Annotated in this window: 16 protein-coding genes; 8 read left to right on the top strand and 8 right to left on the bottom strand. The window is 60.0% G+C overall.

Features of this window, described 5'->3' with window-relative positions; all coding sequences use genetic code 11:
• The first annotated feature begins 47 nt into the window (after nucleotides 1-47).
• Together zntR and BN4575_RS05395 are read left to right on the top strand one after the other, a co-directional pair.
• A complete protein-coding gene (gene zntR, locus BN4575_RS05400; RefSeq protein ID WP_068977436.1) occupies nucleotides 48-503 on the top strand; it encodes a Zn(2+)-responsive transcriptional regulator in 456 nt (151 codons plus the stop codon).
• A 172-nt stretch (nucleotides 504-675) separates the two neighbouring features.
• Nucleotides 676-915: an alternative ribosome-rescue factor A gene (locus BN4575_RS05395; RefSeq protein WP_068977435.1), complete on the top strand. Its 240-nt coding sequence runs from the start codon at nucleotides 676-678 to the stop codon at nucleotides 913-915.
• A 215-nt stretch (nucleotides 916-1,130) separates the two neighbouring features.
• Here the strand turns inward: BN4575_RS05395 and hemW are convergent, their stop codons facing one another.
• On the bottom strand, nucleotides 1,131-2,276 hold the full coding sequence (gene hemW / locus BN4575_RS05390; RefSeq protein ID WP_042024422.1) for a radical SAM family heme chaperone HemW: 1,146 nt from the start codon (nucleotides 2,274-2,276) through the stop codon (nucleotides 1,131-1,133).
• A gap of 75 nt (nucleotides 2,277-2,351) precedes the next feature.
• Nucleotides 2,352-2,945 carry an RdgB/HAM1 family non-canonical purine NTP pyrophosphatase gene (gene rdgB / locus BN4575_RS05385; RefSeq protein WP_042024421.1) on the bottom strand — a complete coding sequence of 198 codons (594 nt, stop codon included), beginning with the start codon at nucleotides 2,943-2,945 and terminating at the stop codon, nucleotides 2,352-2,354.
• A 237-nt stretch (nucleotides 2,946-3,182) separates the two neighbouring features.
• On the opposite strand from rdgB, the gene BN4575_RS05380 reads away from it, so the two are divergent.
• From BN4575_RS05380 to BN4575_RS05370, 3 genes are all read left to right on the top strand, one after another.
• Nucleotides 3,183-4,346 carry a multidrug effflux MFS transporter gene (locus BN4575_RS05380; RefSeq protein ID WP_068977434.1) on the top strand — a complete coding sequence of 388 codons (1,164 nt, stop codon included), beginning with the start codon at nucleotides 3,183-3,185 and terminating at the stop codon, nucleotides 4,344-4,346.
• Nucleotides 4,347-4,481: 135 nt separating this feature from the next.
• Entirely contained in the window at nucleotides 4,482-5,531 is a 1,050-nt protein-coding gene (locus BN4575_RS05375) for an oxidoreductase (RefSeq protein ID WP_068977433.1), read from the top strand.
• 308 nt (nucleotides 5,532-5,839) lie between these two features.
• Nucleotides 5,840-6,088, top strand: a complete 249-nt coding sequence (locus BN4575_RS05370; RefSeq protein WP_042024461.1) for a hypothetical protein — start codon at nucleotides 5,840-5,842, stop codon at nucleotides 6,086-6,088.
• A 62-nt stretch (nucleotides 6,089-6,150) separates the two neighbouring features.
• Here BN4575_RS05370 and rimJ read toward each other — a convergent pair whose 3' ends face one another.
• Nucleotides 6,151-6,702, bottom strand: a complete 552-nt coding sequence (gene rimJ, locus BN4575_RS05365; protein ID WP_068977432.1) for a ribosomal protein S5-alanine N-acetyltransferase — start codon at nucleotides 6,700-6,702, stop codon at nucleotides 6,151-6,153.
• A complete protein-coding gene (locus BN4575_RS05360) occupies nucleotides 6,702-7,256 on the bottom strand; it encodes a GNAT family N-acetyltransferase (RefSeq protein ID WP_068977431.1) in 555 nt (184 codons plus the stop codon). Before BN4575_RS05360 ends, rimJ begins: the two co-directional genes overlap by 1 nt.
• A 347-nt stretch (nucleotides 7,257-7,603) precedes the next feature.
• Here BN4575_RS05360 and BN4575_RS05355 point away from each other — a divergent pair, with 347 nt between their 5' ends.
• Entirely contained in the window at nucleotides 7,604-9,379 is a 1,776-nt protein-coding gene (locus BN4575_RS05355; protein ID WP_068977430.1) for a M4 family metallopeptidase, read from the top strand.
• Between the two features lie 32 nt (nucleotides 9,380-9,411).
• On the opposite strand, the gene BN4575_RS05350 is transcribed toward BN4575_RS05355, so the two are convergent.
• Entirely contained in the window at nucleotides 9,412-10,305 is an 894-nt protein-coding gene (locus BN4575_RS05350) for a LysR family transcriptional regulator (RefSeq protein ID WP_068977429.1), read from the bottom strand.
• Nucleotides 10,306-10,397: 92 nt separating this feature from the next.
• Here BN4575_RS05350 and mdtH point away from each other — a divergent pair, with 92 nt between their 5' ends.
• Nucleotides 10,398-11,594 carry a multidrug efflux MFS transporter MdtH gene (mdtH, locus tag BN4575_RS05345; RefSeq protein WP_068977428.1) on the top strand — a complete coding sequence of 399 codons (1,197 nt, stop codon included), beginning with the start codon at nucleotides 10,398-10,400 and terminating at the stop codon, nucleotides 11,592-11,594.
• A 134-nt stretch (nucleotides 11,595-11,728) separates the two neighbouring features.
• Complete coding sequence (locus tag BN4575_RS05340) at nucleotides 11,729-12,640, top strand: bifunctional helix-turn-helix transcriptional regulator/GNAT family N-acetyltransferase (protein WP_068977427.1); 912 nt, start codon at nucleotides 11,729-11,731, stop codon at nucleotides 12,638-12,640.
• A gap of 248 nt (nucleotides 12,641-12,888) precedes the next feature.
• Here BN4575_RS05340 and prfC read toward each other — a convergent pair whose 3' ends face one another.
• From prfC to viaA, 3 genes are all read right to left on the bottom strand, one after another.
• Nucleotides 12,889-14,478, bottom strand: a complete 1,590-nt coding sequence (gene prfC, locus BN4575_RS05335; protein ID WP_101317961.1) for a peptide chain release factor 3 — start codon at nucleotides 14,476-14,478, stop codon at nucleotides 12,889-12,891.
• Between the two features lie 364 nt (nucleotides 14,479-14,842).
• On the bottom strand, nucleotides 14,843-16,708 hold the full coding sequence (locus BN4575_RS05330; protein ID WP_068977426.1) for a tetratricopeptide repeat-containing diguanylate cyclase: 1,866 nt from the start codon (nucleotides 16,706-16,708) through the stop codon (nucleotides 14,843-14,845).
• A gap of 188 nt (nucleotides 16,709-16,896) precedes the next feature.
• Nucleotides 16,897-18,351 (bottom strand): ATPase RavA stimulator ViaA, encoded by a 1,455-nt coding sequence (gene viaA, locus BN4575_RS05325; RefSeq protein WP_068977425.1) that lies wholly within the window; start codon nucleotides 18,349-18,351, stop codon nucleotides 16,897-16,899.
• Nucleotide 18,352: the final 1 nt, after the last annotated feature.

Genomic DNA, 18,352 nt, shown 5'->3' with positions numbered 1-18,352 from the left:
AGTAGATTCCGGTTTTTGTTGCGGCTATATCCAAGGGGAGAGAGAGCATGTATCGGATCGGTGAACTGGCCAAGGCGTGCGGGGTCAAAGCAGATACCCTGCGTTTTTACGAGAAGAACGGGCTTATCTCACCAGGGATCCGCAACCAATCCGGCTACCGCCTCTACAGCGAACAGGACAGGCGGCGGCTGGAGTTCATCATTCGCGCCAAGTCGGTGGGTTTCTCGCTGGCCGACATCGGCGAACTGCTCGATCTTGATACCAACAAAGCCAGGGTGACCTGTCAGGAGGTGAAAGCGGTGGCCGACACCAAGCTGGCCCAGGTGGAGCAGAAGATCATCGAACTGACCCGCTTTCGCGACAACCTGCGCCAGCTCTCCAACATCTGCTGCGGCGGCCCTCGCTCGGCCGAACACTGCGCCATCCTCGAGACGCTGGAATCTGGCGCCCCGGCCCATCACGAGCATCACAGCCACGACCAGCATGACCCGGCTCACGGCTGACACGGTATGCCTGACTCATTGATCCCGCGGCGATTTGGTGACAAAATCGCCGCGTTTTTAACCGATGCCAGTACATCCGGTTGCCGGGCGCTCAGCTAAACAGGCGCCCGCAGCGAAAACCGCCATCCAGTGACAAGAGTCAACACACCAAGAGCAAAGAAGAGGAGCCATCATGGCCAAGATTCGGGTCGACCAACCCGCCCTCCCCCGTGAGGAGCATGCGCAAGGGGGCAACTACGCCCATCAGCGCGGCGAGATAAAGGATAACCATCTGCACGCCCTGCTCTCCGATCCCCTGTTTCGCAGCCGGGTCGAACGCAACAAGAAGGGCAAGGGGAGTTACCAGCGCAAGGCCAAATTTGGCAAGCGGTGGGAGCCCGGCCAACAGCAGATGATCAGCGTCTGCTGCTGAGCGGGTTTCTACCGACCACAAACAATCAGGGCGCCATTGGCGCCCTGATTGTTATCTCGAAACACGGTTCGCCAAAACTGGCTCACGACCTGTCGCGAGAAGCTGTCAGCAAGGTGAAGAGCAGCGCAGGAACCGGAGCGTATAGACATACGTGAGGATTCCGAGCAGTGCATGAACCTTGATCACGGCTTCGCAGCAAGATCGTGAACCCGTTTTCACTCATCCATAAACAGCTCAAGCAACACATTGAGGTAGCGATGGCCGAGGGAGGTAAGCTGCCAGCTATCCCCCAAATCCTCGATCAGTTCCTTGCTCTGGGCGATGGCGAGCACCGTCTCCACCCGCTCCAGCTCCAGACCAGTGTATGCCTCGAACTCCGCCTTGGGGGCCGGTTCGAACAGCCGGAAGCGGTTCATAAAGTATTCGAGCGGCAGATCATCTGCCGTCACCTGCCACTGCTCATCCAGATAGGGGCGACTCTTATCCAGATACCCTTTCGGATGCTTCACCTTGGCGGTGCGCAGGATCTGTTGGTTCGCGAGATCAGTCATCTTGCCGTGGGCGCCACAGCCAATCCCCAGATAGTCGCCAAAGCGCCAGTAGTTAAGGTTGTGATGGCACTGGTAGCCCTCTTTGGCATAAGCCGAAATCTCGTACTGGCGATAACCGCTGGCGGTGAGTATGGCGTGGCCCTGTTCGTAGATATCCCACAGGGTGTCATCTTCCGGCAGCCGCGGCGGCTTGGAGGCAAACGCCGTGTTCGGCTCTATGGTGAGCTGATACCAGGAGAGATGCGGCGGCGCGCAGTCGATGGCCTGCTGCAGGTCATAAAGAGCGTCATCCAGACTCTGATCCGGCAGACCGTGCATCAGATCGAGATTGAAGGTCGGCAGTTGGATGGCATGGGCCAGTGCAGCGGCTTTGCGCGCCTCTTCCGGGCCGTGGATGCGGCCGAGACGGGTCAGCTTTTCCTGCTGGAAGCTCTGCACCCCGATGGAGATGCGGTTGATGCCAGCGCGCTTGAAACCGGCGAACTTGTCCGCTTCCACCGTGCCCGGGTTGGCCTCCATGGTGATCTCGCAATCTGCAGTGAGCGGTATGCGAGCCCGCACCCCATCCAGCAGGGTTTGCATCGCCTCTACCGTCAACAGGCTGGGGGTGCCACCGCCGATAAAGATCGAGGAGAGCGGCCGCCCCTGTGCCCACTTCAGATCCTGATCCAAATCTTCGAGCAGGGCGGCGACATATTCGAGGTGAGGCAGCTCCCCCTTCTGGGCGTGGGAGTTGAAGTCACAATAGGGGCACTTCTGGACGCACCAGGGCACATGAATATAGAGAGAGAGGGGCGGCAGTTGCAGCATGGGACTTCCAATAAAACGGGGGCTCAAGGCCCCCATTGTAGATGACAATACGCGATGGGCGAGGCTGGCAAAAACTCAGTGAGCGGCCAACGCCGCTTTCAGTTTGGCCAGCGCCTGACCGCGGTGGCTGAGCTGGTTTTTCAGCTCGGCGGGCATCTGGGCAGCGGTGCAGTCGTGATCCGGCACGAAGAACACGGGGTCATAACCAAAGCCGTGTTGACCGTGCGGTTCGTCGATGATCACCCCTTCCCAGCTTGCCTGACAGATGATGGGTGTGGGATCGTCGGCGTGGCGCATATAGACCAGCACACACCAGAAGCGGGCACTTTTGAGGTAATCCGGAGCACCCGCAAGCTCGCCCAGCAGCTTTTCAATATTATCCTTGTCGCTGGCATCCGGGCCGGCAAAACGGGCCGAGTAGACACCGGGACGACCGTGCAGCAGATCCACTTCCAGACCCGAGTCATCGGCAACGGCGGGCAGACCGGTAATGCGGGCGGCGTGGCGGGCCTTGATGATGGCATTCTCGACGAAGGTGGTGCCGGTCTCTTCGGCATCGGAGACTGCAAACTCGCTCTGCGGGATCACCTGGATCTTCATATCGGCCAGCATGGCGGCCAATTCCTTCACCTTTTTCTGGTTCCCTGTTGCCAGGACAAGCTTGTTCATCACGCACCTCCGCAAAAATAATCTGCGCATTCTATGCGGCGCAAGGGTTTAGTAAAAGCGCCAATTCGCGGCGCTCGCCTGACATGTGATGAAGGCCAAGCTCCTGTTAGCCGGTGCTGTTGCATGCATGTTTCCATAGCGGAATAACATAAGTGATAAAATACCATTTCAATTCATTACTGTGAGTCAGTAGACTCGCGCCCCAATCAAATTTCCCCCCACGCCCCGAGGTGACTGATGCCATTGATTCTTTTACTTGTGCTACTGGTGCTGTTCAGTCCGCTGGCCATCGACATTTATCTGCCCGCCATTCCGCAAATGGCCGAGCAGTTGGGCGCCGAAGTGACCCTGATGCAGGGCACCATCACCTGGTTCCTGTTCAGCATGGGGCTGGGTCAGCTATTGGTCGGGCCGCTGGCCGACCGCTATGGTCGCAAGCCCATCGCCCTGGGTGGCGTGCTGCTCTATGGTCTGAGCGCACTGGCGGCCGGTTTTGCCGCCAGTCTCGGCGAGCTGATGCTGGCCCGGGTGCTGCAGGGCTTCGGCGCCTGCGCCACCTCGGTGGCTGCTTTCTCGGTGGTGCGTGACAGCTACGGCCCGAAAAAGAGCGGCCAGATGATCTCCTACCTCAATGGTGCCATCTGCTTTATTCCAGCACTGGCGCCCCTGCTTGGTGGCTGGCTCACCGCCAAGGCGGGCTGGTCAGCCAACTTCTGGTTTATGGCCGGTTATGCGGTCATCGTCGGCAGCTGGCTGATGTGGCGGATGCCGGAGACTCGCCCGAATGCAACGCACAGCGAAGGGGCACTGATCAGCTGGTCCCGCTACAGCCCGGTACTGCGCTCCCCCAGCTTTCTGTTCAACGCAGCGCTCTGCATGCTGGCGATGGCGGTGATCCTCGCCTATGTCACTGCTGCACCGGTGCAGCTGATGGTGAAACTGGGGCTGGATATGAGTGGCTTTAGCTACTGGTTTACCGCCAACGCCGCGCTCAACATTCTGGCTTGCTTCATGGCCCCCCGTTTTATCGCCAAGGTGGGGCCAAGACGCACCCTGCGCATCGGCCTGCTGGTATTGCTCCTCTCCGCCATCATATTGACCCTGGCGATGCACATTGAACATCCGCTGGCGATGATGGGGCCGGTATTCCTCTCCAGCATCGGCTTTGCCATGATTTTGGGCTCTGCCGCCGGGATGGCGCTGGCACCGTTCGGCCACTGCGCCGGTACCGCCGCCGCCCTGCTCGGCCTGTTCCAGATGAGCGGATCCGGCGCGCTGGTTGGCCTGACCGGCTTACTAACAGCAGACCCGCTCAGCCAGCTGGCACTGCACATGTGGCTGCTGCTGCCGCCCCTGGTGATGCTGATGACCCGCCGCGGACGCAGCTTGTGTTTGCAATAAATCCTGTGCTCTGATGGGCACACTCAGGGGGCCAACGGCCCCCTTCTCTTTTGTATCGCCTATACAGCGTATGGCCATCCGGCAGCCAGCCGGTGATGGCAACCACACTCACTCGATATCAGCGGAGCACACCCGATGAGTCACTCTCTTAACGCAGCCCTGGTGGGCTACGGCTTTGCAGGCAAGACCTTCCACGCCCCCTTCCTCTCCACCACGCCAGGCTTGTCCCTGAGCTGGGTGGTGAGCCGCGATGCCACCAAGGTGCAGGCCGATCTGCCCGGCTGTCGGGTCGGTGCGCTGGAACAGGTGCTGGCCGATGACAGCGTCGATCTGGTGGTGATAGCTACCCCCAACGATACCCATGCCCCCCTCGCCCGCCAGGCACTGCTGGCTGGCAAACATGTGGTGATCGACAAGCCGTTTGCACTGGACTTGGCCGAGGCGCAAGCGCTGGTCGAGCTCGCCGAAAAACAGCAGCGACTGCTCAGCATCTTCCACAACCGGCGCTGGGACGGGGATTTTCTCACCGTGCGCCGTCTGCTGGCAGAGGGCGCGCTGGGGCAGATCGCCCAGTTCGAGTCACACTTCGATCGCTATCGTCCCGAGGTGCGTCAGCGCTGGCGCGAGGCGGGTGGTCCCGGTTCCGGCCTCTGGTTCGATCTCGGCCCCCACGTGCTGGATCAGGCGCTGCAGCTGTTCGGTCATCCGGACTGGCTGCAGGCCGATCTGGCCGAGCAGCGTTCCGGCGCGTTGGCGGACGACTACTTCCACGTGGTGCTGGGCTATGGTGCGCTGCGGGTCGTTTTACACGGCAGCTGTCTGGTCTCGGCCACCATGCCGCGCTTCGTGATCCACGGTAGTGAAGGGTCGTTTATCAAGTTCGGTATGGATGTGCAGGAAGATCAGCTCAAGCAGGGCAAGCGGCCACCGGCAGCGGATTGGGGCGTGGATGGAGAGCCCGGTCAGCTCAGCCGCATCGTGGATGATCAGGTGCAGCAGCAGAGCGTGGTGGGCGAGGCGGGAGATTATGGCGCTTACTATCGCGGCGTCTGCGCCGCCATCAAGGGTGAAGGGAGCAACCCGGTGCCAGCATGCGAAGCGCTGGCGGTAATGGCGCTGCTGGATCTGGCCCGCCAGAGCCACCGTGAGGGAAAACGGCTGCCCTGTCAGAAGCTGTCTGACTAAAGCCTGTTTTCTCACAACTCAGCTGGGGACAAAATTCAGCCAAAGTGCTAACCGGCAGCCATGAAATGGTGGTTTATTGGGCGTTTTTGCCGTATTGACGGCATCTTATATTGATATTCGTCGTTGCAGTGGTGCTTTTCATCCACGGCACGAAAAAATGTCATTGTGATATCCGTTTTCATTGGTCACTAATGGGGCTATATTTCGCGCGCTCTCTGCCACCCGGCCTCTTTTTTCAATACCGGGTCACAGCGGGCGCTGTGATGGTTGCACAGACCATCTCTCCATCTTTTTTTGAGGGTATGCACATGAACAAAGTACTGGTAGCCGGTATCCTGGGTCTGATGTTGACCGCTTGTGGTCAGAAAGAAGAGAAAGCTGCCGCTCCTGCTGCTGCTCCGGCCGCCGAAGTTGCTGCAACTGTAGAAAAAGCCGCTAGCGAAGCCACCTCTACCGTAGAGAAGGCCACCTCCGAAGCGACTGCAACCGTAGAAAAAGCTGCCGCTGACGTAGCTACCAAGGTTGAAGCTGCAGTGAGCGATGCCAAGGCTAAATAAGCCTGCACCTCATTCGAAGATGGGTCCGAAGGCAACTTCGGGCCCGTTTTTTTATCTGTTGATCAGGACTCGGGATTAATGAGGGAGGTGAGGATGTGATCCTCCCAGCGGCCATTGATCATCAGATACGCTCGTGCGAACCCTTCCCGCTCGAAACCGAGCCGCTCCAGCAGCGCGCCGCTGCGCTGGTTCACCGGCATATAGCAGGCCATGATCCGGTGCAGGCCATGCTCCCGAAACAGATAGTCGATACCCGCAGATAGCACTTCCCGCATTATCCCCTGCCCCTGCTGTTGCTGGTCGATGGCGTAGCCCAGATGACACGCCTTGAAGACGCCCATCAGAATATTGCTGAAATTGCAGGTGGCGATCACCTGCTCCCCTGTCGGATCAAGCGCCACCAGACTGACGCCAGTGCCGTTGAAGAACTGGCTGTAACTGTCCTGCAGCCGGGCATGCCAGTAAGAGAGGGTATAAAAGTGCTCGTCCCGCAATGGCTCCCAAGGGGCGAGATGAGCGCGGTTACGCCGGTAGAAGTCGAGCATCATGGGGGCCTGATCCGGCGACAGTATGGTCAGATGGGTACGGGCCGTCTTGATATGTGGCAGCACCATCATATCTCCCTCTGACTTAGCCACTCATCGCGCAACAGGCTGTAGTGAGCATGGTCCACAATCCGGTTGCCCAGCCGCTCTGCCCGCCGGGTCACCCCCTCCAGCTGCATCCCGAGCCGTTCACAGACGGCTCTGCTTGGCTCGTTATCGGTGGCGGCGCTGATCTCCACCTTCTCCATCCCCATCTCCTCAAAGGCGTGATGGATCAGGGCCTGGCAGGCTCGGGTGATGATGCCGTTGCCCTGCCAGCGTTCCGCCAGCCAGTAACCGATAACCACCTTGCCAAGATCATGATCGATGCTGTTGTAACCGATGACACCCACCACTTCCCCCTGATACTCGATGGCAGTGGTGAGCCCCTCGCCCCGGGCGAACTTCTCGATGGCACTGCGAATGAAGAGGGCGCTGTCGACGGGGCGCTGGATCAGTGGCGGCCAGGGCAACCACTGGGAGAGGTACTCCCGGTTGTTATTGCAGAGTGCAAACAGTTCGCTCGCCATATCGGGCTGCAAGAAGAGCAGTGCAAGCTCATCGTCCAACTGCCATGAAAACATGAAATTCTCCTTTCAAATCAGTTATCCAATAGCGAACCAGCCACCCAATGTAGCCAATTGCTACTGGTCGCGCCAACCACTTTTAGCGCGATCTTCCGGCAGATCCCGCAGAGGGTGGCAGCGCAAGTTTGCGCCTCCCTCAAAAGAGAAAGGGGAGTGGCTGAAACCGGATAAAGCTCTTCATATGACACCGAATGATACCCCCAAAAGGCACTTTGGCAGATCCTGCTCCCCCTTTGTGCTGCGCTGTCACATTTGACAGGGGGCACTTTCCCTCAGCGGCACTAGCTTCAAAGCGCCCGACCATGGGTCGGTTCATCAACCTCATCGATTTAAGGAAAGAAGAGATGAATAAAATTTATCTGGCCGTTGTGCTGGCCTGCTGGGGAGGTGCCGCACTGGCAGCGCAAGAAGTAGAGATCAACGTAACGGCAAACGGCATCCGGGCCATGACAGACCTCAGTGCCGCGAGTGGCACCTTGCAGCTGGAAGATGGCGAGTTTCGTCAGGTACGGGTGGTCAAACTGCCCAATGGACAGCAGCGGATCCGCTACGAGCAGGTCTGGAACGGCATCCCGGTGATGGGTCAGGTGGTTGTGGCTGACAAGAGCCTGAACGGCCAGCTGCAGCAGGCCAGCGGGCGCATGCTGCGCCAGATCGATCAGGATGTGGCAAGCCCGGCCACAACCCTCTCGCCACAGGATGCCGCCAGCAAGGCCAAGGCGGGCAGCAAGGGGAGCAACGAGCAGGTCAAACTCTACGTGATGCAGGACGAGAACGGGCTGGCCCGGCTGGTCTATCAGGTCTCGTTTATCGCCGAAAGTGACAAGCCCAGCCGCCCCTTCGTCATTCTCGATGCCCAGAGCGGCGAAGAGCTCAAACGCTGGGAGGGGATCAACCACAAGAATGCCAGCGGCCCCGGGGGCAACATCAAGACCGGCAAATACATCTACGGCACCGACTTTGGCCCGCTGATCGTCGATGACAACTGCCGGATGACCAGCACCAACGTCGATACAATCAACCTCAACCACGCCACTTCTGGCGGCACCATCCACCAGTTCACCTGCCCGGAGAACCGGGTCAAGGAGATCAACGGCGCCTACTCCCCCCTCAACGACGCCCACTACTTCGGCAACCTGGTGTTCGACATGTACCGCAACTGGTACAACACGGCACCATTGACCTTCAAACTGAAGATGCGGGTTCACTACAGCAAGAATTACGAGAACGCCTTCTGGGATGGCAGCCAGATGACCTTTGGTGATGGCGCCACCACCTTCCACCCGCTGGTGAGCCTGGATGTGGCAGCCCACGAGGTGAGCCACGGCTTCACCGAGCAAAACTCCGGGCTGGTTTACTCGGGGCAATCCGGTGGCATCAACGAGGCCTTCTCCGACATGGCAGGGGAAGCGGCCGAATTCTACATGAAGGGGAGCAACGACTGGCTGGTCGGCGCCCAGATCTTCAAGGGAAACGGCTCCCTGCGCTACTTCGAGGATCCGACCCGGGATGGCAGATCCATCGGCCATGCGGCGGATTATCAGGAGGGGATGGATGTACACCACAGCTCAGGGGTCTATAACCGCGCCTTCTACCTGCTCGCCACCAGCAGTGGCTGGAACACCCGCAAGGCATTTGAAGTGTTCTTGCTGGCCAACCGCCTCTACTGGGGCGCCAACACCAACTACCAGCAAGGGGCCTGCGGCGTCAGCCGGGCGACCGCCGATCTGGGTTACAGTCAGGCGGATGTGGCACGGACCTTCCAGACCGTCGGGGTCGATGCCAGCTGCGGAACCACACCGCCACCGAGTGACAATGTGCTGCAAAACGGCGTGCCGGTGAGCAACCTCGCCGCCAGCAAGGGTGGCAAGCTCAACTACACCCTGAACGTACCGGCTGGCACCAGGTCGCTGCAGATCAGCAGCAGCGGCGGTACCGGTGATGCCGACCTCTACGTCCGCTTTGGCAGCGCCCCCACCAGCAGCAGTTATGACTGCCGTCCCTACCAGGGTGGCAATAACGAAAGCTGCTCGTTCACCAATCCCAAGGCGGGCACCTGGCATGTGCAGCTGTCAGGGTTTGCAGCGTTCAGCGGTGTGACCCTCAAGGCCAGCTACTGATCCACCCGATGCGGGCCTTGTCCCGCATCGCTTTACTCATTGCGCCACCGTTTCGCCAGCGTGCGGGCGGTGGCCAACACGGTTTCCCTGGCCGGATTGGGCCGCTTGCCACCACGCCACGCCATCATCACATCCCAATGCTCTTGCGGCAGATTGCGCACATCTAGCCTGACCAGCCGTCCCACCTCCAGATCCCGCTTGATGGCCAGCTCCGGCATCAGGGTGATAAACCCGTGTTCCAGCGCCAGATCCCGCGCCGCACTGGCGGGCTGCACCGCATGCAGGGGGCTGGCGGCCCGCCGCAACCGCCGCAACTGCTGGATAAAGACGTCACACCCCGGCCCCCATACCTGAGGCGCCAGCCGCTGGTCGGCAATATCCTCCAGGGTGAGGCCGTGACAACCGGCCAGCGGATGCAATGGCGAGGCGATAGCGATAATGGGGGAGCAGCAGAGCAGCTCCATCTGCAGGCCCGCAACCGGCGGGCGCTTGAGCACAAAGCCGATATCGGCCTCGCCAGTCAGCAGCGACTGCATGATCTCGCCGGAGTGATCCGTGGTGCAGCGGATCTCGAACGCCTCGTCCACCAGCTCCATCAATAACGAGCCAAACACCACCGAAGTGAGGGATGGCAGGCTGGAGAGACGGATACAAGGCAGCGCAGGCGCCCCCTGCAGTGCCAGCCGCCCTTCGCTCAGGATCGCCAGCGCCGAGCGGGCGGCAGGGAGAAACTCCTCGCAGGCACGGGTCGGCGTCACCCCGCGCCGATGACGCTGAAACAGCGGCGCTCCGAGGCTCTCCTCCAGCTGGGCAATCCGCTGGCTCACCAGCGGCTGTGACCAGCCACGAATGGCCGCCGCCTGACTGAAGCTGCCCAGCTCGGCCACATCCAGCAGCAGTTGCAGATCGTCCAGATCCATAGACATAAATAATCCTGATATGAAATATAGGTAGTTGTCGTCTACCACTATATCTAAACCCTCTCCAGAATGAAGGTATCTGTGAATGAGAGGGCGTTATGGTCGATAGGGCGAGGTTTTGGGGGCGCTGGTTTCTGGCGCTGGATACAACACTGGTGATCCTGGGGTTCTTTGTGGTGATGCCGATGATCAGCCTGCGCTTCGTCGACCAGCTCGGCTGGGCCGCCGGTCTGGTGGGGCTGGCCCTAGGCCTGCGCCAGCTGACCCAGCAGGGGCTGGGGATCTTCGGCGGCTCGCTGGCCGACCGTTTCGGCGCCCGCCCGCTCATCGTCACCGGCATGCTGTTGCGGGCGGTGGGCTTCGCCACCCTGGCTTGGGCCGACAGTGGCGCCATGCTGATCTTCTCCTGTTTTCTCTCGGGCCTTGGCGGCTGCCTGTTCGACCCGCCACGGGCAGCGCTGGTGATCAAATTCACCCGCCCCCGTGAACGGAGCCGCTTTATCTCCCTGCTGATGATGCTCGAAAGCGCAGGAGCCGTGACCGGCGCCCTGCTTGGCAGCTGGCTGCTGCGCTTCGACTTCACCTATGTCTGCCTGCTGGGGGCCGGGCTCTTCACTTTGGCAGCCCTGTGCAACTGGACCCTGCTGCCTGCCTACCGCATCTCCGTCAAACCGACTCCGATGCGGGAAGGGCTCGGCAAGGTACTGGCGGATCGCGCCTTCTGCCGGCTGGTGCTGATCCTGAGCGGCTACTACATGCTGTGGGTGCAGGTGATGCTGATCTTCCCGATCCTGGTCAAGCAACTGGCCGGCACCACCACGGCGGTAGGCTGGATGTACAGCCTCGAAACAGCGCTGTCGCTGGCACTGCTCTACCCTATCGCCCGTTTCAGTGAGCGGCGCTACCGGCTGGAGAGCCGACTGATGGCCGGTATCCTGCTGATGACAGTGGGGATCGGGCTGGTTGCGTTTGTCAGCACCCTCTCCGGCATCTTCGTACTGCTGGCCTGCTTCTATCTGGGGATCATCATCTGTGAACCGGCGCGGGAGACCCTGATGACCAAACTCGCCAACCCCAATGCCCGTGGCAGCTACATGGGCTTCAGCCGCCTCGGGTTGGCGCTGGGGGGCATGACCGGCTATGTAGGCGGTGGCTCCCTCTATGACTTCTCGCTGCAACAGGGGCAACCGGCCCTGCCCTGGCTGGTGCTGGGTACCATAGGCGTCGTCACCATGCTGCTGCTCGCCCGCTGCTTCTCCCGCCGCCCTGAACTGGGGATCAGAGCCGCCGCCTGACGAACCACCTTGCCTGCGGCAGCCCCTCTTGGCTGCCGTTCGCCATTTGGTGCAACCATAGCGTTAAAAAGGTTGCGCATTACAACCTTCATACTATATTAGTTGTCATGCACAACTAAAAAGGAACCCACGATATGGATCCCCGTCCCCTGCGCGCCCTGTCGCGCGATCTGGTTCGCGAACTCGGCATGCTCTCCCAGCAGTGCGGCAATCTGGCCCTCACCCCCATCGAGGCTCACCTGCTGATCGAGCTGGAAAACGCCCCTGCCACCAACCAGCAGCTGGCGGAAAAACTGCACATCGACAAATCCAATGCCAGCCGCCCGCTGGCCCGCCTCGCCGAGCGGGAGCTGATCAGCTGGCACCCGCACCCCTTTGACGGGCGTAGCAAGGAGGCTCGCCTCACCGTACACGGCCAGGCCATGCTGTTGACCTTGCACCTGGAGATGGACGCAGCGATGGAGGAGATGCTGGCGCAGTTGAGCCTGCCCGAGCGGGAACAGCTGTGGCAAGGGTTGCGGCTCTATCGCAGCGCCCTCTCCCGTGCCCGCCGCCAGCAGGGTTACCAGATCCGCCCCATCACGGCGGCGGACAATCCCCAGATCGCCATGGTGATCCGCGCCGTATCGGCCGAATATGGCCTCACCGCCGACAAGGGCTATGGAGTCTCGGATCCCAATCTCGACACCCTCTCCCAGAGCTATCAGGGGGAGAAGAGCCGCTACTGGGTGATCGAAGGGCCGGACGGTTCCATCCTCGGGGGTGGTGGTATCGCGCCGCTGGCGGGAGAAGAGGGGGTCTGCGAGCTGCAGAAGATGTACTTTATGCCCGCCCTGCGCGGATTGGGCCTTGGCAAGCGGCTGGTCTTGCAGGCGATCGATGAGGCGCGGGCACTCGGCTATCACCGCTGCTATCTGGAGACCACCGAAGTGCTGCGCGAAGCCACCAGCCTCTATGAATCACTGGGCTTTGCACATATTCCCGCCCCACTCGGCTGTACCGGACACGGGGATTGCGAGATTTGCATGGTGCTGACGCTGGAGTAACTCCCCTCATCCCCAACCCTTCTCCCGCAAGGGGATAAGGGGGCAAAAACACTTCCGCTATCTTTCGGACAGACCTCGGATAATTCCCTCTCCCTCTGGGAGAGGGCTAGGGTGAGGGCGGCTTGCTACTGGCAATATGCTGGACCATTGCCCACAGCGTCTCTCCTTAAACAGGCAAAACGGCACAAAAAAGAGACCCCGCCGAAGCGGGGTCTCTTATCATCTGCCAACAGGCAAACCAGCCGTTATCAGTGCTCGCGAGTCTGACGGAACTCCACGTCAGGGTGACGCTCCTGAGCCAGTCGCAGGTTAACCATGGTCGGCGCGATATAGGTGAGGTTATCACCGCCATCAAGGGCCAGGTTGACCTCGTTCTTGCGTTTGAACTCCTCGAACTTCTTGACGTCGGTCCCTTCCACCCAGCGGGCGGTGGAGACGTTGACCGCCTCGTAAAGCGCTTCGACGTTGTATTCGCTCTTCAGACGCGATACCACCACATCAAACTGCAGCACACCAACCGCGCCCACGATCAGATCGTTGCTGATCAACGGACGGAACACCTGCACGGCGCCCTCTTCGGAGAGCTGAACCAGCCCCTTGAGCAGCTGCTTTTGCTTGAGCGGATCGCGCAGGCGGATGCGGCGGAACAGTTCCGGGGCGAAGTTCGGGATACCGGTGAACTTGAGATCCTCACCCTGGGTGAAGGTGTCGCCGATCTGGATGGTGCCGTGGTTGTGCAGACCGATGATGTCACCGGCACAGGCTTCCACCGCCTGCTCGCGGTCACCGGCCATAAAGGTCACGGCGTCGGAGATGTTCACATCCTTGCCGATCCGCACGTGGCGCATCTTCATGCCCTTGCTGTAAGTGCCTGACACGATTCGCATAAAGGCGATACGGTCGCGGTGCTTCGGGTCCATGTTCGCCTGGATCTTGAATACGAAGCCGGAGAATTTCTCCTCGGTCGCGGCGACTTCACGGCTCTCGGCCTTGCGTGGCATCGGGGACGGTGCCCAGTCAGTCAGACCATCCAGCATGTGGTCAACACCGAAGTTGCCCAGTGCAGTACCGAAGAACACCGGGGTCATCTCGCCAGCGATAAAAGCCTCGTGATCGAACTCGGGCGAGGCGCCCTGCACCAGCTCCAGTTCGCCACGCAGCTGGGCGGCAAGGTCTTCGCCGATGGCGGCGTCCAGCTCGGGGTTATGCAGTCCCTTGACTACCCGCTTCTCCTGGATGGTATGGCCCTGACCAGTCTGATACAGATAGGTCTCGTCCTTGTAGAGGTGATAGACACCCTTGAAGGATTTACCACAGCTGATCGGCCAGGTAATGGGGGCGCACATGATCTTCAGCTCGCGTTCCACCTCGTCCATCACTTCCATGGGGTCGCGTACTTCGCGGTCCATCTTGTTCATGAAAGTCAGGATCGGGGTGTCACGCAGCCGGGTTACTTCCATCAGCTTGCGGGTCCGGTCTTCAACACCCTTGGCAGCGTCGATCACCATCAGGCAGCAATCCACGGCGGTGAGCGTACGGTAGGTATCTTCAGAGAAGTCCTCGTGACCCGGGGTGTCGAGCAGGTTGACCAGGCAATTGGAGTAGGGGAACTGCATCACCGAGGTGGTGATGGAGATACCACGCTGCTTCTCCATCTCCATCCAGTCGGATTTGGCGTGCTGGCCCGAACCACGGCCCTTGACGGTACCGGCGCGCTGAATGGCCTGTCCGAACAGCAGGACTTTTTCGGTGATGGTGGTTTTACCCGCATCCGGGTGCGAAATGATCGCAAAAGTGCGTCTCTTGGAGACTTCACTCAGAAATTCAGCTGACATAATTCAACATTCTTCTATTGAGCGGTGACCTCGGTCACCGTGGGAATACATCCGGGATGCCGCATTCGACTCACGGCATATTGGTGCGCAATGGTACCCGACATGCCCTGATGACAGCCATAGCGGCTGACACCTGGCAGTGTGATGGTAATGATGGGGTACCTTGCTTACATGGGTCTGCTCGCCTGAGTCAAAGCAAAATTGCGCGACATTATACCCGCGCGAGTGAAAAATACCCAGCCCGCGTTCTAACGGCATGATGCCATGACGGCCTGACCGGATCGCCGTGTCGCCAGACGACCCGCCCCATGCAAGCGGGCAGACTTGTCGGCGCATCGACAGCGCGGGAATGAGTCGTCGTAAACGACTAGCTTGCCAATTCGACCCGGTCCCGCCCCTTCTCCTTGGCACGGTACATCGCCATATCCGCCCGGTGTACCAACCTGGATAACTCGCTATCCCGCAGGTCATATTGCGCACACCCAATGCTGACCCGGATCTGCATAGTGTCGGGCACACCATCAACTCGCAAGTTAGCCACCTGCAGCCTGATCCGCTCGGCCACTTCACCCGCAGCAGCAAGAGGCGCCCCCGGCAAGAGCACCATAAACTCCTCTCCCCCGTTGCGCCCCACCCGATCCTGGCCTCGCAATGAAGCTGATATGGTGCGTGCAACGTCTGTGAGCACCTTGTCACCCATCAGATGACCCAGTCGGTCGTTTACCCGTTTGAAGTGATCTATATCGACGATAAGCACGGAGAGATGATTGAGATGACCGCTCTTGGCACGCAAAAACAGTGCTTCGGCTTGCAACTGAACCTGACGGCGATTCTGGATACCGGTCAACTCATCCGTCAGAGTCAACTGACGCAAGGTGCGGCCACGCTGCAACTGATAGAGCAATACCAGCATCAACATCCCGACCCCGAACACAACCGCCATCATCCGCCATCGGCGTGCAGCCTCAAGCGCTGCCAACTCTTGCTGCTGCATCTTGCGCCGCACCTGCAGTCGCTCGTTTTCCTGCTTCTGTTGATCCAGGTCTTGCTCAAGGAGCATCTGTAACCGCCGATGTCCCTGCAGCTCCAGCTCAACTTGCTGATAGGTTTCGATATAACGCTCCAGCTTTTGCAAGCTGGCCTGGTAACGGCCCAACGACTTCAGCGCCGACGATTCAATGCGATAGGCTTTTGCCAGCATCTCCTGATGGGCCTCGGACGTCAGGGTCGGAATAGCCAATTCAATATAATCAACGGCCTGCTGATAACGCCCTTTTCGCTCCATGACCGCCCCCCGCAACAAGTTGCGCATGGCAAGCAGGATCGGTTCAACTTCATGGTCTGGCTGTGGCAGGTCTAGCCAATCCCCCTTGGCAAAGGCTTCGTCCACCCGTCCCAAGGCGAGCAGCGCATTGGCCCACCATAATCGCACTTCGCTTACCTCCATCCACAGCTGTTGTGCCATGAAATAGGACTCGGCAAGGGTCAGTAGCGCAATGGCCTTTTCATCGCGACCCGTTTTGGAATAGAGAATCCCCTGATAGACCCGCAGATCATTGAGCACCCCCTCATCGCCGCTATCACGATAGCTCTGCAACAACTCATCGAAGAGCACTTCAGCCTGAACGTAGCTCCCCATCCGCCGATAGGTGTTGGCAATCAGGGTCTGCTGACGCAGGCTCATGCGGGTCAAGCCCAGACCATCATAAAGCGCCTTGGCCTGCTTGAGATTGTGCAGCGCTTCCAACATGTCTCCTTGTGAAGCGAGCATGGTACCGAGATAACTGCGGGCCTTGGCCTGTAACCGGAGATCACCCAGCTGGCTGGCCATCGACAACGTGGCATCATAATCATCTTTGGCCTTGGCGATGTCACCAAGGCGCTGCCTGAACCAGCCACGACACAGCCGGAGCCCTGCTTCACTGTAAAGATTCTTGCGGCCCTTGATTATCCCCAGCTCACGCTCGGCAAACTGGATCCCCTGCAGATAGTCGCTGACATGATTGGCAGGCCATGAGTCACACTGCAGTTGGGCGATCCGGCTCTGGATTGCGCTCGAATGCTGCTCTTTTTGGCTAACCAGCTGAGCCACCCGCTGCCGATAATTTTCGCTATAGGAGAAATCCTCCTCCAGCGCCTGCAGCTCTTGCAAGAGCGCCGAGGGGGCAAGGGTATCCGCTCGCCCAATGGATGGAACCGTGATCAGCAGTAAACAGATGAAAAAATGGAGCATACCCATCTTGGCGGTGTCTTTCTCAGTAAATCGCGGGGGCGCGATTATAGCCTCGTTAACTGGACTGTGACTGAATAACGGGACTCACATCACTGTGGGCAGTACCTGTTCGTTGGGTGCCTGGCGATGTTCCCTGAGCAGGGACTATTGATATAGCGGGGGAATGGCATGCCCCCGACAATGGGGATTCAGTGCTGCTGCCAGCGGCGCAGCAGCCGACCGCGCAGGCCGCAATCGAGCAGCCAACTGTTGTCAAAGACCCGCAGCAGCGCCTGCTTGGCGTGGCGGGACATGGCGACGGCGTGAAAACGGGTCTGGCGCTGACGATAGCGGTTCATCTGATCGAGCAGAGGATGGGGTAGGCTCTGGGCGATAAAGTCGGAGATGACCAGCACATCCGCCTTGGCAAAAGCGGGATCATCGAGCTTGGCCAGCGCCTTCTCAAGGCAGGGCACCAGGTCGGTACCGCCGTGAAAACTCATGGAGAGGAAGCGTTCCGCCTTGTCCAGACCGGTATCGGCGGTGATCTCGAGGGTCGCCACCTCGGTGGAGAAGAGCATCAGGTAGCAGCCGCGCTTCTCATCCATCGCCACCTTGAGCAGGGCCAGAAACAGCGCCTTGGCACACTCCTCGGGATACCCCCCCATGGAGCCGGAGGTATCGACACAGACGATAAAGGGGCCCCGCTGCTGCAACTGCTGTCCACCTTGTTCCGGGGTACGCAGCATGATGCGCTGGCGCGGCAACGTTCCGCGCGACTGGTAGCTGAGCAGGCGCCGCTCCAGATAGCGGCGATAGAACTCCAGCTCCAGCTCGGGCAGGGCCAGCATCACCGCCTCGCTCGGCAGCAGCCGCATCAGATCGCTCGCCTGATGGATCCCTACCAGATCGTCCGGTACATCGTCGCTGGGGGCCGGCTCCAGCTCCAGCACCTCGACCGGCGGCACCGGTTGCTCCTGCGCTCGCCGATCCCGCTCGCTGCGCCCGAGCAGAGCGGCAATCTCCGCCAGCAGCGGCTCACGCTGTAACATGCGAGCGTACTGCTTGACCAGCACCAGACTGCGCTTGTGCCAGCTCCCCTGCGCCAGATCCCACAAGCCACCGGCGGAGATCTTGTTGGGATCGAGGGCATCGGCCAAGGTACGGCTGGCCAGCAGTTGATCTTCAATCTCCTGACGCTGCTTCTCCCGCTCCGCTTCGGCGATCTGTTGTTGCAGTTGCAGCAGGCTCCCCACCAGACTGGCGCGCCACTTGTCGATAAAGAGTTGACGCATGCTCTCGGTGGGATGAGCCATCAGCTGGCGCACCAAGGATCGGGCCTCACCGGCGAAGGGGCTGTACTGCTCCAGCGACTCCAGCAGGCTGGGCAGGTGGCCAATCAGCTCGGTCATCGGCAGTTGCCGGTGCGCCTGATAGAGCAGGTACTCCTGCTCCAGCACCACCGGCACCGGCTTGTGGCGCATCTCCTCGCCAAGCTGCTCGCCCCAGCTCTGCAGGCGCTTTTTCAGCAGTTTGCCCTGTAGCGGAGAGCGCCGGATAAATTCGGAAATCTTGGGCGACGCCGCCAGCAATAGCGCAATCTCACCCGCCAGCTCCCCTTCGCCAATGAGGAGCCCCAAATCCAGCATGCCGATCTCAAGCATG

Origin of the sequence: Aeromonas sp. EERV15 (assembly GCF_900079845.1) — a bacterium.
Taxonomy (GTDB): Bacteria; Pseudomonadota; Gammaproteobacteria; order Enterobacterales; family Aeromonadaceae; genus Aeromonas; species Aeromonas sobria.
This window is presented reverse-complemented; position numbering and strand designations above follow the sequence as displayed.

Bases quoted from the DNA above. Each gene is read 5' to 3' on its own strand.
- BN4575_RS05355 (WP_068977430.1), top strand. From the start codon at position 7,604: ATGAATAAAATTTATCTGGCCGTTGTGCTGGCCTGCTGGGGAGGTGCC.
- rdgB (WP_042024421.1), bottom strand. From the start codon at position 2,945: ATGAACAAGCTTGTCCTGGCAACAGGGAACCAGAAAAAGGTGAAGGAA.
- BN4575_RS05380 (WP_068977434.1), top strand. From the start codon at position 3,183: ATGCCATTGATTCTTTTACTTGTGCTACTGGTGCTGTTCAGTCCGCTG.
- zntR (WP_068977436.1), top strand. From the start codon at position 48: ATGTATCGGATCGGTGAACTGGCCAAGGCGTGCGGGGTCAAAGCAGAT.
- BN4575_RS05330 (WP_068977426.1), bottom strand. From the start codon at position 16,708: ATGCTCCATTTTTTCATCTGTTTACTGCTGATCACGGTTCCATCCATT.
- mdtH (WP_068977428.1), top strand. From the start codon at position 10,398: ATGGTCGATAGGGCGAGGTTTTGGGGGCGCTGGTTTCTGGCGCTGGAT.
- hemW (WP_042024422.1), bottom strand. From the start codon at position 2,276: ATGCTGCAACTGCCGCCCCTCTCTCTCTATATTCATGTGCCCTGGTGC.
- BN4575_RS05370 (WP_042024461.1), top strand. From the start codon at position 5,840: ATGAACAAAGTACTGGTAGCCGGTATCCTGGGTCTGATGTTGACCGCT.
- rimJ (WP_068977432.1), bottom strand. From the start codon at position 6,702: ATGGTGCTGCCACATATCAAGACGGCCCGTACCCATCTGACCATACTG.
- BN4575_RS05375 (WP_068977433.1), top strand. From the start codon at position 4,482: ATGAGTCACTCTCTTAACGCAGCCCTGGTGGGCTACGGCTTTGCAGGC.
- viaA (WP_068977425.1), bottom strand. From the start codon at position 18,351: ATGCTTGAGATCGGCATGCTGGATTTGGGGCTCCTCATTGGCGAAGGG.
- BN4575_RS05340 (WP_068977427.1), top strand. From the start codon at position 11,729: ATGGATCCCCGTCCCCTGCGCGCCCTGTCGCGCGATCTGGTTCGCGAA.
- BN4575_RS05395 (WP_068977435.1), top strand. From the start codon at position 676: ATGGCCAAGATTCGGGTCGACCAACCCGCCCTCCCCCGTGAGGAGCAT.
- BN4575_RS05360 (WP_068977431.1), bottom strand. From the start codon at position 7,256: ATGTTTTCATGGCAGTTGGACGATGAGCTTGCACTGCTCTTCTTGCAG.
- BN4575_RS05350 (WP_068977429.1), bottom strand. From the start codon at position 10,305: ATGTCTATGGATCTGGACGATCTGCAACTGCTGCTGGATGTGGCCGAG.